The sequence below is a fragment of the Bradyrhizobium symbiodeficiens genome (genome assembly GCF_002266465.3).
Taxonomy (GTDB): Bacteria; Pseudomonadota; Alphaproteobacteria; order Rhizobiales; family Xanthobacteraceae; genus Bradyrhizobium; species Bradyrhizobium symbiodeficiens.
In genome coordinates, this window is record NZ_CP029427.2 from 3,536,641 (window position 1) to 3,552,692 (window position 16,052).

Here is a 16,052-nt window from a genome sequence, read left to right on the forward strand (position 1 = left end):
GCGAAATGACGAACAGCAGGAATATTCCAGGTATGGCGGCAATGCCGGCGCAGGGAGCTTCGCTTCCAGTGGACGGCTGCGGTCCCGGCGGCGCTCAATCCTATGACGGGCGCCTGTATCGAGAGGCAATGGCAAGGAACAAGTCGCCCCAAGATTACAATCCGGACTTCGATCGGCGCGGCGTTCAGCAACAGCCGCAGGAATGGGACGACGCCGATTGGGATCCGGATCAGGAGGCGGCCGCGGGCCATCGCGCGCGCCGGCTGTTGTCGCGTTCCAATTCGGGCTTTCATCGCTTCGGCGACGGGTTTCGCAGGGTGCGGCGCTGGCTGGCCGCCGATCGTTGGCTGAAGCGGGTCGCGCTCGTCGTCGGGACCCTCGCCGTCGTCTTCGTCGGCTGCTTCGGGGCGCTGTGGTGGCGGCTCGGTGCCGGCCCCATCAATCTCGATATCGCAACGCCGTGGCTGGCGTCCGCGATCGAGGACAATATCGGTCACGGCAACACGGTCGAGATCGGAGGCACCCAGATCGAGCGCGCCGGCCGGGTCCGCATCGCCGTCCGCATCCGGGACATCATCGTCCGCGATCGCGATCACGCCGTCGTTGCCAGCGCGCCGAAGGCCGAAGTGAAGCTGTCGGGTGCAGGCCTCTTGATGGGGCACCTGCGCGCCGAAAGTCTCAATCTGGTCGATGCCGAGCTCGCCATCCGCATCGCGCCCGACGGCACCGTCACCGTGTCCGCCGGCGATACCGCAAAGCCGCTGGCAACCGGCGTCGCCTCGAAGAAGGATGCGGGCCTGCCGCCGACATTCCCGCGCAATGGCGTCCCGCCGCCGCCATTCGCCACAGCGCCTGCGAGCCAGGATCCATCCCAAGCCGCCTCTCAAGGCCCGCCTCAGGCGACGGCGCAGAGCGGCATCCTTCAGGGCCTCGACTGGCTCGACAGTCTGAGCATGACCGGCCTCGACGGCCAGAACCTCAACGAGATCGGCCTGAAGAACGGCAATCTGATCGTCGACGATCAGCAGCGCGGCAGCAAATGGTCGTTTGAGAACATCACGCTCAGCCTGCGCCGGCCGAGCCGCGGCGGCGTCACGCTCAGCCTGGGCGAAGAGGGCGCGCGCCCGTGGATGCTGCGCGCCACGATCGGGCCGGCCGAGAACGGCGTGCGCTCGGTCGACATCAAGGCCGACAAGCTCTCGACCTCCAACATCCTCCTGGCGCTGCGGGTCAAGGATCTCACCTACACGGCCGACCTGCCGCTGACGGGCGAGCTCAAGGGCGAGCTCGGCCGTGACGGCGTGCCGACCTTCTTCCGCGGCAAGATTGCGGTCGGCGCCGGCAATATCATCGACACCGATACGCCGGACTATCCGATGGCGATCGACCAGGCCGAGATCAACGTCGAGTGGGACGCCAATCGGCGGGTGCTGGTCGCCCCGTTCAAGATCCTGTCGGGCGCAAACCGTCTGACGCTTCTGGCTCATCTCGAGCCGCCCAACGGCACCGTCAATGACTGGCAGCTCGGCTTCAGCGGCGGTTCGATCCTGCTCGGCGGCATCGACAACGAGCCGCCGCTCGTCTTCAACCGCATCGCCGTCGGCTTCCGCTTCGACACCGATCACAAGCGTCTCCTGCTGACGCAGGCCGACATCAGCAATGGCGAGATCGGCGTCGCCGGCACCGGTGCCATCGACTATTCCGGCGAGCCGCGGCTGACGCTGGGCTTTGCGGGAACGCCGATGTCGGCCTCCGCGCTGAAGCGGATGTGGCCGACGCTGGTCGTTCCCGAGTTGCGCGAATGGGTGATCGAGCGGATCGAGCGCGGTACGCTCCAGCGCATCGAGATCGGCGTCAATTCGCCGACGAAAAACCTTCCCCGCAAGGGGCCGCCGATTCCCGACGACGGCCTCTCGGTCAACATCGTGGCGAGCGGCGTCGCGGTCCGTCCCGTGGACGGCATGCCTGTCGTGCACGATGCCGATCTGAAGGCGCGCGTGACCGGCCGCACCGCGACCGTGACCATCGGACAGGGCATTGCCGATACGCCCGCCGGCCGCAAGGTCACGATTTCCGATTTCGTTTTCGAGGTGCCTGACATGGCGCCCAAGCCGTCGCCGTCGCGGACCAGGTTCCGCGTCGACGGACCCGTGCCTGCGGCGGCCGAGATGCTCTCGAATGATCGCCTGAGTGATCTTTCGTCGACCGTCATCGATCCCAACACCAGCAAGGGGACGTTCACGGCGAACATCCAGCTCGGCCTCCCGGTCAAGGGCGAGCTGACCAAGGCGGACACGACTTACGCCGTCACCGCCGATCTCAACGGTTTTGCCGCCGACAAGCTGGTGATGAACCAGAAGCTGGAGGCCAACACTCTCAAGATCGTTGCGAACAACCAGGGCTATCAGGTCAAGGGCGACGTCAAGATCAACGGGCAGGCGGCCTCAATCGACTATCGCAAGCCCGCCGAGGGCGACGCGGATGTCAGGTTGCAAGCGACGCTGGACGATGCGAGCCGGGCGCGCCTGGGATTCGATCTCGGCCCCGCCGTCAGCGGATCGTTGCCGATCAAGCTTTCGGGCAAGATCGCCGGCGGTCCCGAGCAGACGACCAAGCTCGGCGTCGAGGCCGACCTGACCTCGGTCAAGCTCGACAATATCCTTCCGGGCTGGGTCAAGCTGCCGGGCAAGTCCGGCAAGGCCAGCTTCAAGGTCGTGCCGACCGCGCAATCGACGCGTCTGGAAGACATCGTCATCGAAGGCGGTGGCGCCTCGATCAAGGGTTCGCTCGAAGTCGACGCGAACGGCGATCTCATGAATGCGAACTTCCCGACCTATTCGCCTTCCGATGGCGACAAGGCCTCGCTGAAGGTGGAGCGCAGCCAGGATGGCGTGGTCAAGGGCACCATGCGCGGCGATGTGTTCGACGGCCGCGGCTTCCTGAAATCGGCGATCTCGGGCAATTCCAAGGACGAGAAGAACAACAAGTTGAAAAACGTCGATTTCGACATCGACGTGAAACTCGGCGCCGTCGCCGGCTTCAATGGCGAGGCGATGCGCAGCGTCGATGCCAAGATGTCGAAACGCAATGGTGCGATCAAGGCGTTCACGCTGAGCGGCAAGATCGGCAAGGACACGCCGGTGGCCGCCGATCTGCGCGGCGGACGTGCGCAGGGCAGCCGCGAGGTGATCTACCTCCAGACCAACGATGCCGGCGCGCTGCTGCGGTTCACCGACACCTACACCAAGGCGGTCGGCGGCCAGATGGTGGTGGCGATGGAGCCGCCGACGTCTGAGCCGAACACCTCGCGCGAGGGTCTCATCAATGTTCGCGACTTCATGGTGAAGGGCGAGGCACAGCTCGAACGCGTTGCCGCCGGCGCGCCCAACGGCACCGGCAGCGGGGTCTCCTTCAGCGCGTTGCGCGCCGAGTTCACGCGGCAGAACGGCGCGCTCACGGTCCGCGACGGCGTGGTCAAGGGTCCGATGATCGGTGCCACCATCGAGGGCTCGATCGACTATCCCGGCAACCAGGTGTGCATGAGCGGCACCTTCGTGCCGATGTACGGCGTCAACAACATCTTCGGCCAGATCCCGCTGTTCGGCATCTTCCTCGGCGGCGGCAACAATGAAGGCTTGATCGGCGTGACCTATGAGGTCGTCGGAACGCCGTCGGCGCCTGTGATGCGCGTCAATCCAATCTCGGCGATGGCCCCGGGCCTGTTCCGCAAGATCTTCGAGTTCAACACCGGCAAGCAGAACTCACCGTTCGAGGAATTCCCCTCGCAGTCGAACGACGGCTCGACCGGCTCGACGCGCCAGCTCTCGAGCGGCTGCACCCTGACGCGGCGGTAGCCGAAATCGTCATGCCCGGGCTTGTCCCGGCCATCCACGTAATTTCTTGCTATGGGTACGGAGAACGTGGATGGCCGGGACAAGCCCGGCCACGACGAATGTTGGGGAGTTGGGCGTTTGCCCCTTACGCCGCGCGCACGCCGGCGAGGAACGTCCCGACTTCGCCGGAGAGCTGTTCGGCCTGCTTGGAGAGGTTGCTGGCTGCGGCGAGCACCATGCCGGCGGCATTGCCGGTCTCGTTCGCGGCGGTCGAGACGCCGCCGATATTGGTGGTGACTTCCTGGGTGGCTTCCGCAGTCTGCGAGACGCTGCGGGCGATCTCGGCGGTGGCGGCGCCTTGCTCCTCGATGGCGGCCCCGATCGAGGTGGCGATGCGGCTGACCTCCTCGATGGTGGCGGTGATACCGCCGATGGCGTCCACGGCCTCCTTGGTCGCGCCCTGGATCTGCGCGATCTTGTCGCCGATCTCGCGGGTGGCTTCGGCGGTCTGGCTCGCCAGCGACTTCACCTCGGAGGCGACGACGGCAAAGCCGCGGCCGGCTTCACCGGCCCGCGCGGCCTCGATGGTGGCGTTGAGCGCGAGCAGGTTGGTCTGAGCGGCGATGCTGGAGATCAGTTCGGCGACGTGCTCGATCTGCTGGGCGCCGTCCGAGAGCGCGCGCACGATGGTGTCGGTGCGGCGGGCGCTGTCCACGGCGCGGCCCGTGACTTCGGCGGATTGTGCCACCTGGCGGCTGATCTCGGTGATGGAGGAGGAGAGTTCTTCGGCGGCGGCTGCGACCGTCTGGACGCGCTGGCTGGCTTCGGTCGCGGCGGTACCGACCACGGCGGCGCGGCGGTTGGTGCCTTCGGCGGTCGACGACATCGACTTGGCGGTGGTTTCCAACTCGCCGGAGCCGGAGGCCATCAGGCCGACGAGCTGGCCGACGGAGGCGTCAAAGCGGTCGGCAAGCGAGATCAGCGCATCGCGCTTCTCCTGCTCGGTGCGGGTCTTGGTGGCGACCTGCTCGGCTTCCAGATTACGCGCCGTCAGCGCGGTCTGCCGGAGCACTTCGAGCGTCTCGGCCATGCGGCCGATCTCGTCGCCGCGATCGGTCTCCTCGACCGGCTTGTCGATGGCCCCTGCGGAGATCTCCTGCATGCGGTTCTTCTGGCGATCGAGTGCGCTGAGCACGTCGCGGGCGATCAGCCAGGACAGCGTCGCCATCAGCAGCATCAGGCCGACGCCGATCGCGGCGAGCTCCAGCGTCAGTGCGCGCACGTCGGCGTCGATGTCGTCGACATAGAGGCCGTAGCTGATGGTCGCGTTCCAGGGCGCGAATTTGCGCGCGAACACGGTCTTGCGCACGGGTTCGGTCTGGCCGGGGCGGGGATAGAGATAGGAGGTCACGCCGCCCTGCGCGGTCTCGCTGCCGGCCTTGATGATGGCGTCGGCGATCAGGACACCGTTGGAATCCTTGGCCCCGGTGATCTTGCCTTCCAGCTGCTGGTTGGCGCCGTTCACCAGGATGGAGGTGTCGGGGTTGTAGACGACGGGGTAGCCCTGGTTGCCGTTGAAGTTCATGCGGCGGCCACGCTGGTGGAATTGGGCCTTGGCGTCGGCCAGCGTCAGCTTGCCGGCGGTCACCTCTTCCTGAAGCGATTGTGCATAGTTGTAGAGCAGCTCCACCGCAGTCCGCATCTGCTGGACCCGGTCCTCCATCATGCGGCTCTTGCTGAGGACGGACGATACGCCGATGATGGCCGTGACCGTGAGAGCCGCAAGGCAGACCATGCTGGCAAGCTTGGTGCGGATCGTCAGATGGCTCAACAGCTTCATCACAGCCCCTACGGAATGGTTGTTGTTGCTCGCATGGGTAGCATGAAGTTCTTACCAATCATGAACGTAGGCCTGTGGGCGCCGGCCGCGCGAAGGACGCCCCGCAGCCTCATGCGCAAGCGTGCAGGCAGAAGGCCATGCATCGCCGCGCGCCTGCATTCTTGCGGGAGGATCTCGCACCGGACTTTGTTGCTGATCGAGCTCTATCGGAGCGGCAATGAACCGATTCGTTCACCGCCTTGTCATGGCCGTGCTGCTCGTGGCGGCCCTCGTTCTGATCTGGAACGTGCTGGGGGCGCGCTGAGTCGGCACCGGCAGATCCGCCGGTGCCGTCTTGCTTTCAGGTTAATTCGCGAGCGCCTCGGCGCCGCGCGAACGTGCCGCTAGTCCTTGCCCATCGCCGCATCGGCGCTGACCGAGCCGCCACCGGCGGCCGACAGATAGAGGCAGGCGAAGCAGAACAGGATCGCAGCGGTGCCGCCATTGAGCAGCGGCAGGAATACCGGCGTTTCGCCCTTGAGCATGTGGCCCATGAAGTAAGCGAAGGCCATTTCGCCCGCGAGAATGAAAGCGGCGAGGCGGGTGAACAGGCCGATCATCAGAAGCGCGCCGAGCACGAGCTCGATCGCGCCTGCCGTCCAGATCAGCGGCGGGATGTTGGCGAAGTAGGGGAGCACCGGGAATTTGAAGATCTTTGCGACGCCGTACTGGAACAGCAGCAATCCGGTGATGAAGCGAAACAGGCTCAAGAGAACCGGTTGAAAGCGAGTGAGATAAGGAAAGTTCATTTGGTTTGTGCCCTCCATCCAATGCCCGACTAGGATCGTATTCAGTTCAACCCCGCAAGCGACCCCGCGTCAATTTGCGCTGACATTTTTGTCATATCGGACAAAACACCGCAGCTCGTCCGTTCACGCCGCTCGCGCCGGATTTTTTTGCTTACGACGTCCGTCCATCATCCGTATTATCCCGGTGACACCGAGGGATGCAGGTTACGTTGGGGAGACCTATTCCCGCAAGGCGGGCACGATTAGGAATGGAATCATTCCGAGGATCACGCTCGCTAGCGCGAACACGAGCAGCAGGTTGTAGCCGTGGGTGAAATCGTGGATGAGGCCGCCGCTCCATGAGCCGAAGGCGGAGCCGAGGCCGCTGCCGATCGAGATGGTGCCGAAAATCGTGCCGACGCGCTTGCCGCGAAAGATCTTCATCGCGGTTGCCGTGATCAGCGGGCCGCGAGAGCCCATCATGCTGCCGAAGCAGACGACGAAGCCGGTGAGCAGGATGACGTTCGGATAGTACTGAAGCAGCCAGAGCAGGACGATGCCGAGAATCGAGATCGCGTAGCTCAGCAGCACCGACGGCCGGCGCCCGATCAGGCCGTCGAGCGCGGACACGCCGAGCATTCCGAACACCAGCACGACGCCGGAAAAGCCCCAGGCTGTCGCGGCCTGGAGCGGCGGAAAACCGGCATCGATCAGATAGGCCACGATCTGGGCGGCGATCGCATACATGCCGACGGCGGTGAAGAAGAAGGTCGAGAACAGCGCCCAGAACGCGTGGTGACGCATGGCGCTCGGAAGCGTCCAGCCGTGGTCGATGAAGTCGGGATCGCTTCTCTTGGTCACATGCGGCGAGCCGGCCGAAAACATCCGCCAGGGCAGCAGCAGCAGCGGCACCAGCAAGCCGAGCGCGGCGAAGCCGAACAGCTGGTAGGTCTCACGCCAGCCGAGATGGTCGATCAGGAGCTGCGAGGCCGGCAGCAGCGCCAGCACGCCGCCGCCCATCGCCGAATACACCACCGCCATTGCGGTCGGCAGCTTTGGACCGAACCAGCGGCCGAGCAGCATCGAGTTCGGCACATTGCCGATGAAGGCGACGCCGATGCCGACGCAGAGTCCGATTGAAAGCTGGAATTGCCACAGCGCCTGCGCCTGGCTTGCGATCAGGAAGGCCGCACCGAGCAGGAACAGACCGAGCGCGTAAACGATGCGCGGTCCGGAATGGTCGAACAATCGTCCCACCAGCGGCGCGGTCAACCCGCTGATCAGCCAGGTCAGTGAATAGATCGAAACGACCTGCGCGCGGTCCCAGCCGAAGTTTTCGGAGATCGGTTTGAGGAAGACGGTGAAGCTCTCGCTCAGGCCGCGGCCCAGGACCGCCAGCGTGAAGCACAGCGCGAGCACGACGAGCGCGGTGCGCACCGCAGCTTGCTGCGAGCGCTCTGGTTCCATGATCGCTACCGCGGGCGCTTCCTTGGTCGTTTCCTTGGCCGTTTCTCTGGGCGTGTTCTGATCCATTGCCCGTCAGGGAGCGCGCATCCGTGCGCCCTGACAAGCAGCGAAAAGCTCATACGCCTATGCAGGCTTGAGGAGGACGTGCTTCTTCTTGCCGAGGGAGACTTTGATAGCCCCATCCTTTAGATCAGCCGGGGTGAGCATCTTCATGATGCTTTCGACCGTTTCGTCGTTGATTTTCACGCCACGGGAATCGATTAAACGGCGAGCTTCGCCGTTCGATCGAACAAGCTTGGTGAGCTGAACAGCAACGATAACGGATAACCCCTCGCCAAACAGATACTTTTGCTCGTGTTCTGGTATCAAGACCGTAGGTAACGTGTCAGCCGTCGAGCCTTCCTCGAAGGTGCGGCGCGCGGTCTCCGCCGCCTCGTTCGCGGCGTCGCGGCCGTGCAGCAGCGCGGTCGCTTCGGTGGCGAGCACCTTCTTGGCCTCGTTGATCTCGGATCCGCCGAGCGCCTCGAGCTTCCTGATCTCGGCCATCGGCAGCGTCGTGAACAGCTTCAGGAACTTGCCGACGTCGGCATCCTCGGTGTTGCGCCAGTACTGCCAGAAATCATAGGGCGAGAACGCGTCGGCGTTGAGCCAGACCGCGCCTTGCGCCGTCTTGCCCATCTTGGCGCCCGATGCCGTCGTCAGCAGCGGCGTCGTCAGCGCGAACAGCTGGTGGGTGCCCATGCGGCGGCCGAGATCGACGCCCATGATGATGTTGCCCCACTGGTCCGAGCCGCCCATCTGCAATTTGCAGCCGGTGCGCTTGGCGAGCTCGACGAAGTCGTAGGCCTGGCAGACCATGTAGTTGAACTCGATGAAGCTCATCTCCTGCTCGCGCTCGAGGCGCAGCCGCACGGAGTCCATGGTCAGCATGCGGTTGACCGAGAAGTGCCGGCCGACGTCGCGCAGCATCTCGATCCAGTTCAGCCTGGTCAGCCACTCCGCATTGTCGAGCATGATCGCGTCGCTCTTGCCCTCGCCGTAGCGGAGCACCTTTGCGAACACGCCGCGGATCGATTCCTTGTTGGCCTCGATCTCGGCGACGGTGCGCATCGCGCGCGTCTCGTCCTTGCCGGAGGGATCGCCCACCATGGTGGTCCCGCCGCCCATCAGCGTGATCGGCTTGTTGCCGGACTCCTGGAGCCAGTGCAGCATCATCATGGTCAGGTAATTGCCGATATGCAGCGAGCGGGCGGTGCAATCGTAGCCGACATAGGCGGTCGCTTCGCCCTTGGCGGCCAGCGCGTCCAGCCCCTCGAAATCGGAGCATTGGTGGACGAAACCACGTTCCTGCAGGATATTGAGGAAATCCGATTTAAATGCAGTCATCTGTCGGCATGCCTGACAATTCTTGGTTTACTGTTTTGGGAGCAATTTAAGGGTCTTCGGTCGGAACCCGATTGCTGCCCGCCACTTGGCGCTGTGGCATTATAAGATGTGTCCCTCTGGCACAAGATCGGCATGCTGGAGGGGTATTTTGAGGGCGCTGATCCCATGATGTTGACGGCACTCGGTTTGATGAGCGGCACCTCGCTGGACGGGGTGGATGTCGCGCTGATCGAAACCGATGGAAAGCAGGTGAAGGCGTTCGGGCCGTCCGGCTACCGGGCCTATAGCCCGGCGGAGCGCAATCTGCTGCGCCAGGCGCTGAGCGAAGCCGTGCACCTGTCGCAACGTGCCGCCCGGCCAGGCATCCTGGCCGAGGCCGAGCGCGCGGTGACACAGGCCCATGCCGAGGCGGTTGCCGCCTTCTTCGCCCAGAACCGCATGAAGCCGGAGGACATCGACATCGTCGGCTTCCACGGCCAGACCGTGCTGCATCGCCCCGAGCGGCGGCTGACGGTGCAGATCGGCGACGGGCCGGCGCTGGCGAAAGCGATCCATATCCCCGTGATGCATGATTTCCGTGCCGCCGACGTCGAGGCGGGCGGGCAGGGGGCGCCCTTCGTACCGGTCTACCACCGTGCGCTCGCCAACTCGCTGGATCGCGAGGGCCCGATCGTCGTCGTCAATATCGGCGGTGTCTCCAACATCACCTATATCGACGGCAACGACACGCTGATCGCCTGCGACACCGGGCCCGGCAACGCGCTGCTGGACGATTTCATGTACCGCACGATGAACCAGTCGTTCGATACGGAGGGAAAGTTTGCAGCTCTCGGAAAGGTGGACGAGGCCTGGATTGCCCGCGCGCTGGAGCTGCCGTTCTTTGCGTTGCCTCCGCCGAAATCGCTCGATCGCAACGACTTTGCTGCGCTCAAGCTCGGCGAGGTCGCGCCGGCCGATGGCGCGGCGACCCTGACCGCCTTCACCGCGGCGGCGATCGCCCGCATCATCCCGTTGTTGCCGCGGCGGCCACGGAGCTGGATCGTCTGCGGCGGCGGCGCGCGCAACCTCACCATGCTGCGGATGCTGAGGGAGCGGATGGGATCGGCCACCGTCGAGGCCGCCGAGACGCTCGGCTGGGCCTCCGACGCCATCGAGGCCCAGGCCTTCGGCTTCCTCGCCGCCCGCGGCCTGAAAGGCCTGCCATTGTCCTATCCGGCGACCACGGGGGTGCCGATGCCGATGACAGGTGGAGTGATCGCGCGGCCCTGAGGGCGGCCCCGGTCGGCCCATCGTCGTTGCTTCGCTGCGCGCGCAATCATGGCGCATGCGTCGGCGATTGCGGTTCATTCCGCGCGCTTTCTCGCAAGACGCACCTTCTCGTTCTCGCGGCAGATTTCGCCCGAGCTTTGCAGGTCGTTTCGCGCTCTTTGAAGACCAAAGGGCGCAGGGAAGGCCGGGCGCCGGCGGCACCCGCAGGTCCGTGGGCGATAAGAGCGCACACGGGGTGGACCACAGGTGTGCCGGTCGCCCGGCCTTCCCTGCGCGGATGGTTTTAACGGTGTCCTTCGTGCTCTCCTCGGGGAGCGTTGCACTATTGCCCCCGTCGCCTTGCGGCTGATCGATGCGCGTGCCGGTTGGTCGCCACATCACCGCAAACCTTGACGCCAGAACCCCGGGCGTCAGGACCACACGACTTCTCCGTCCGCGGACGGTCTGGCCTCAACATCCGGGGCTTGCGTGTGCCCGCCCCGGACCATCGACCAAACCGCTGTGACCGCGCCGTGTCGTATGCACGTTGCACCGGGACTCACGGTCGCCCGCCCTGTCCTCACGCACATCGCGCCGGCGCTACCGCGTCCACCGCACCCCGGCCCGCATCTCGTGACGATCGCGAAGCGCCCCTCTGGCAGGGCCGGGATGACGGATGTATGCCACAAATCCGAAATTCGGAAAAGCGATATATTTTGGCCGGAAGGGATTGACGGGTTTTGGGTGTTTTGCCCGACGCGTGCCGATGCCGATGACGGGTAGGGTGATCGGTTGGCCCTGAATTAATGCAATTGCATTGATCTTGACGAGTGAATGCAAATGCATCTATATTGAATGCAGTTGCATCGAACCGCCAGGATCATTGCCATGACGACTTCGCTCAAACTGATCAGCCACAAGCTTTGCCCCTATGTGCAGCGTGCCGTGATCGCGCTGAAAGAAAAGGGCGTGCCGTTCGAGCGGATCGACATCGATCTCGCCGATAAGCCCGACTGGTTTCTCAAACTGTCGCCGCTCGGCAAAGTGCCGGTGCTGGTGGTGACGACCGACGAGGGCGAGGTCGCGTTGTTCGAGAGCAACGTGATCTGTGAATACATCGAGGAGACGCAAGGCCGCGCGCAGCTGCATCCGGCAGACCCGCTGAAGCGTGCCGAGCATCGCGCCTGGATGGAGTTCGGCTCGGTGATCCTCGGCGATCTCTGGGGTCTGGAGACCACGACCGATCCGGCGACGTTCGAGAGCAAGCGGCAGGCGCTCGCCGCGAAATTCGCGCGTGTCGAAGGGGCACTCGGCGCGGGGCCGTATTTCGCTGGCGATAAATTCAGTCTGGTCGATGCGGTATTCGCACCGATCTTCCGCTATTTCGACGTGTTCGACGAACTGACCGAGCTCGGCGTCTTCAAGGATCTACCCAAGGTGCAGGCGTGGAGAGCCGAACTGGCAAAACACCCGAGCGTGCGCACGGCGGTCGGCGCCGACTATCCGCAATTGCTGCGCGCCTTCCTCGTGCGGCACGACGCGCATCTGCTCAAGCTCGCGGCTTAAGCTGCGCGCGTTGATCCCGTAGCCCGGATGGAGCGAAGCGCAATCCGGGGCTTGTATCCGCGAATGAAGCTACCCGGATTTCGCTTCGCTCCATCCGGGCTACAAGGTCTCTGCGCTACAAGGCGTCAGCGTACGTTCGCCAGACGCATATCAAGATACGCCGTAATGGTTTCCATCAGCGGCTCGAGCTTGGCATCGAAGAAATGGTTGGCGCCGGGGATGACCTGCTGGTCGATCACGATGCCCTTCTGCGTCTTCAGCTTCTCGACCAGCGTGTTGACGTCCTTGGGCGGCACCACCGCGTCCTTCTCGCCATGCACGATCAGGCCCGAGGACGGGCAGGGCGCAAGGAACGAGAAGTCGTAGAGATTGGCCGGCGGCGCGATCGAGATGAAGCCCTCGACCTCGGGGCGGCGCATCAACAGCTGCATGCCGATCCAGGCGCCGAAGGAGAAGCCCGCGACCCAGCAGGCGCGCGCCTCGGGATTGATGGTCTGCGCCCAGTCGAGCGCTGCGGCCGCATCCGACAATTCGCCGGTACCGTGGTCGAACGAGCCTTGGCTGCGGCCGACGCCGCGGAAATTGAAGCGCAGCACCGAGAAGCCGCGATGCGCGAACGCATAGTAGCACTGGTACACGATCTGATGGTTCATCGTGCCGTGAAACTGCGGATGCGGATGCAGGATCATCGCGATCGGCGCGTTCTTCTGCTTGGCCGGGTGATAGCGGCCTTCGAGACGGCCGGCAGGGCCAGTGAAAATAACTTCAGGCATCGATGATCTCTTGATTGATTTGCTGGAGCGACGATCCTCGGCAATCAACCGATTGTGGCCTCGTCGGCGGGTGCCGACGGAAGCGCGAATGAAGGGTGAGAAGGCGCGCCTTGCGGTGATGCGCTGAAGGCGCGCGGTGACTTGACGGTGCGGGTTCTAACATAGGCTGAGGGTCAAAAAGCAAGCATCTTGAACATCACTCAATGGGCTCAAGATGTTAGCGTGTCATGGTCGCGTCATCGGCGGCCGCGGACATGGAATCGCCCGTTGCCAAGCGCGGGCCGGGGCGCCATGTCGGACCAAAGGGGTCCCACAGGCCGGGTCTTCCAAGCAAGGTAATATAATACTACATGCGGAACCGCGTTTATCTCGACTGGAATGCGACCACGCCGCTGCGCCCGGAAGCGCGACGCGCCATGCTTGCTGCCTGGGATCTGGTCGGCAACCCGTCCTCGGTCCACGCCGAGGGACGGGAGGCGCGTCGGCTAGTGGAAGAGGCCCGTGGCGCACTGGCAGCAGCGGTAGGGGCGCTGCCGCGCAACGTCGTCTTCACCTCCGCTGGAACGGAAGCCAACGCGATGGCGCTGTCGCCTGGCCTGCGGCGGTCATCTGGCGGCCCGGTCGAACGGCTGCTGGTTTCGGCCGTGGAGCACGCCTCGGTGCTCGCCGGTGGCCGGTTCCCGGCGGACAAGATCGGTTTGATCCCGGTGCTGCGTTCCGGTGTGGTTGATCTCGACCGTCTCAGGGGCCTGCTCGCTGACGGCCCTTCGGCCCTGGTTTCCGTCATGGCCGCGAACAACGAAACCGGCGCGCTCCAGCCGGTCGCGGAGGTCGCCCGGGTCGTCCACGAGGCCGGCGGCCTCCTGCACGTCGATGCAATCCAGGCGCTCGGGAAAATTCCGTTCGAGATCAACATCGTGGGCGCGGATCTTGCGACTTTTTCTGCACATAAGGTCGGCGGCCCCAAGGGTGTCGGTGCCCTGGTCGTGGCCGAGGGACTGAGCGGATTGGAGCCCTTGCTGCGGGGAGGCGGCCAGGAGCTGAACCGGCGCGCCGGAACCGAGAATGTTGCGGGAATCGCCGGCTTCGGCGCAGCGGTGAAAGTCGCGCTTCAGACTCTTTCGGAAGATGCGGAGCAGATGGCAACCCTCAGAATTCGCTTGGAAAATGGTATCCGGGGAACCGCCGGCGCAACCGTCTTCTCGGATGACGTTGAGCGGTTGCCGAATACCGTTCTTTTCGCCGCGCCCGGCCTCAAGGCCGAGACCGCCGTGATCGGCTTTGACCTCGAAGGCATCGCAGTCTCGTCGGGGTCGGCCTGTTCCTCGGGCAAGGTCCAGCCGTCCCACGTGCTGTCGGCCATGGGGTACGATCCCGCGGTGGCCCAGGGGGCGGTGCGCCTCAGTCTGGGCTGGTCCACGGAACCGGATGACATCAATAGGGCGTTAGAGGCTTGGCGAAAGCTCGGTAATACCCTACTTAAGGGATAGGCGATGAAACAGGGCTTGAACGGTTCTAAGCCCGTGCTTTCCGCCAAAAAACATCGTAATAGACATCGTAATACTCGTCCGAGTTTGATCCACCGCGGTCCTTGAAACCGCGAGCGGAGGATAGAATGCCAGCCGTGCAAGAGACGGTCGAGCGCGTCAAGCGCATCGACGTCGACCAATACCGCTATGGGTTTGAGACCCTGATCGAATCCGACAAGGCCCCCAAGGGGCTGTCGGAAGACACAGTCCGGTTCATCTCCGAGAAGAAGAACGAGCCCGCCTGGATGCTCCAGTGGCGGCTGGAGGCCTATCGGCGCTGGCTGACCATGACCGAGCCGACCTGGGCCCGCGTCGACTATCCCAAGATCGATTTCCAGGACCTCTATTACTATTCGGCGCCGAAGCCGAAGAAGACGATCACCTCGCTCGACGAGATCGATCCGGAGATTCTCAAGACCTACGAGAAGCTCGGCATTCCCTTGCGGGAAGTCGCGATGCTCGAAGGCGTCGAGCCCAAGCCCGGCGAGGAAGACCCGGCGCGCCGCAAGATCGCGGTCGATGCCGTCTTCGATTCGGTCTCGGTTGCGACCACCTTCAAGGCGGAGCTGAAGAAAGCCGGCGTGATCTTCATGCCGATCTCGGAGGCGATCCGCGAGCACCCTGAACTGGTGCAGAAATATCTGGGATCGGTGGTGCCGACCTCCGACAATTTCTACGCGACGCTGAACTCGGCAGTGTTTTCCGACGGCTCGTTCGTCTACGTGCCGCCGGGCGTGCGCTGTCCGATGGAGCTGTCGACCTATTTCCGCATCAACGAGCGCAACACCGGTCAGTTCGAGCGCACGCTGATCATCGCCGACAAGGGCGCCTACGTCTCCTATCTCGAAGGCTGCACCGCGCCGCAGCGCGACGAGAACCAGCTGCATGCCGCCGTGGTCGAGCTCGTCGCGCATGACGATGCCGAGATCAAATATTCGACGGTGCAGAACTGGTATCCCGGCAATTCGGAAGGCAAGGGCGGCATCTACAATTTCGTCACCAAGCGTGGCGACTGCCGCGGCGACCGCTCCAAGATTTCCTGGACCCAGGTCGAGACCGGGTCGGCGATCACCTGGAAATATCCGAGCTGCATCCTGCGCGGCGACAATTCCAGCGGCGAGTTCTATTCGATCGCGATCTCGAACGGCTATCAGCAGGTCGACAGCGGCACCAAGATGATCCATCTCGGCAAGAACACGTCGAGCCGGATCATCTCCAAGGGCATCGCCGCCGGCAAGTCGCAGAACACCTATCGTGGGCTCGTCACCGCGCATCGCAAGGCGACCGGCGCCCGCAATTTCACGGCCTGCGATTCCCTGCTGATCGGCGACAAATGCGGCGCGCACACCGTGCCGTACATCGAGGCCAAGAACTCGTCGGCGACGTTCGAGCACGAGGCGACGACCTCGAAGATCTCCGAGGATGTGCTGTTCTACTGCATCCAGCGCGGCCTTTCGCAGGAAGAAGCGGTCGGCCTCGTCGTCAACGGCTTCGTCAAGGACGTGCTGCAGCAGCTGCCGATGGAATTCGCGGTGGAAGCGCAGAAGCTGATTTCGATCTCGCTCGAAGGGTCGGTCGGTTAGCTCCGACCCTCGCGGTGCGCCTCGGGCGCTCCATGCATCAATTGAATAAACTGGATACCA

At 64.0% G+C, this 16,052-nt stretch carries 10 protein-coding genes; 5 read left to right on the forward strand and 5 right to left on the reverse strand.

Features of this window, described 5'->3' with window-relative positions; all coding sequences use genetic code 11:
* Positions 1–41 precede the first annotated feature (41 nt).
* Positions 42–3,854 (forward strand): DUF3971 domain-containing protein, encoded by a 3,813-nt coding sequence (locus CIT39_RS16275; RefSeq protein ID WP_162848696.1) that lies wholly within the window; start codon positions 42–44, stop codon positions 3,852–3,854.
* Positions 3,855–3,978: 124 nt separating this feature from the next.
* Here the strand turns inward: CIT39_RS16275 and CIT39_RS16280 are convergent, their stop codons facing one another.
* The 4 genes from CIT39_RS16280 to tyrS all read right to left on the reverse strand — a co-directional run bounded on the left by CIT39_RS16280 (position 3,979) and on the right by tyrS (position 9,293).
* On the reverse strand, positions 3,979–5,673 hold the full coding sequence (locus CIT39_RS16280; RefSeq protein WP_094974341.1) for a methyl-accepting chemotaxis protein: 1,695 nt from the start codon (positions 5,671–5,673) through the stop codon (positions 3,979–3,981).
* 383 nt (positions 5,674–6,056) lie between these two features.
* On the reverse strand, positions 6,057–6,461 hold the full coding sequence (locus tag CIT39_RS16285; protein ID WP_094974340.1) for a DoxX family protein: 405 nt from the start codon (positions 6,459–6,461) through the stop codon (positions 6,057–6,059).
* A gap of 219 nt (positions 6,462–6,680) precedes the next feature.
* Positions 6,681–7,973, reverse strand: a complete 1,293-nt coding sequence (locus CIT39_RS16290) for an MFS transporter (RefSeq protein ID WP_094974339.1) — start codon at positions 7,971–7,973, stop codon at positions 6,681–6,683.
* 57 nt (positions 7,974–8,030) lie between these two features.
* Positions 8,031–9,293, reverse strand: a complete 1,263-nt coding sequence (gene tyrS / locus CIT39_RS16295; RefSeq protein WP_094974338.1) for a tyrosine--tRNA ligase — start codon at positions 9,291–9,293, stop codon at positions 8,031–8,033.
* A 165-nt stretch (positions 9,294–9,458) separates the two neighbouring features.
* On the opposite strand from tyrS, the gene CIT39_RS16300 reads away from it, so the two are divergent.
* A complete protein-coding gene (locus CIT39_RS16300; RefSeq protein ID WP_094974730.1) occupies positions 9,459–10,562 on the forward strand; it encodes an anhydro-N-acetylmuramic acid kinase in 1,104 nt (367 codons plus the stop codon).
* Positions 10,563–11,429: 867 nt separating this feature from the next.
* Positions 11,430–12,107: a glutathione S-transferase family protein gene (locus CIT39_RS16305; protein WP_094974729.1), complete on the forward strand. Its 678-nt coding sequence runs from the start codon at positions 11,430–11,432 to the stop codon at positions 12,105–12,107.
* A 125-nt stretch (positions 12,108–12,232) separates the two neighbouring features.
* Here the strand turns inward: CIT39_RS16305 and CIT39_RS16310 are convergent, their stop codons facing one another.
* A complete protein-coding gene (locus CIT39_RS16310) occupies positions 12,233–12,880 on the reverse strand; it encodes an alpha/beta hydrolase (protein WP_014495555.1) in 648 nt (215 codons plus the stop codon).
* A 350-nt stretch (positions 12,881–13,230) separates the two neighbouring features.
* On the opposite strand from CIT39_RS16310, the gene CIT39_RS16315 reads away from it, so the two are divergent.
* Entirely contained in the window at positions 13,231–14,370 is a 1,140-nt protein-coding gene (locus CIT39_RS16315) for a cysteine desulfurase family protein (RefSeq protein WP_094974337.1), read from the forward strand.
* Between the two features lie 125 nt (positions 14,371–14,495).
* Positions 14,496–15,992, forward strand: coding sequence for a Fe-S cluster assembly protein SufB (sufB, locus tag CIT39_RS16320; RefSeq protein WP_094974336.1), 1,497 nt, complete (start codon positions 14,496–14,498; stop codon positions 15,990–15,992).
* The last annotated feature ends 60 nt before the right edge of the window (positions 15,993–16,052 follow it).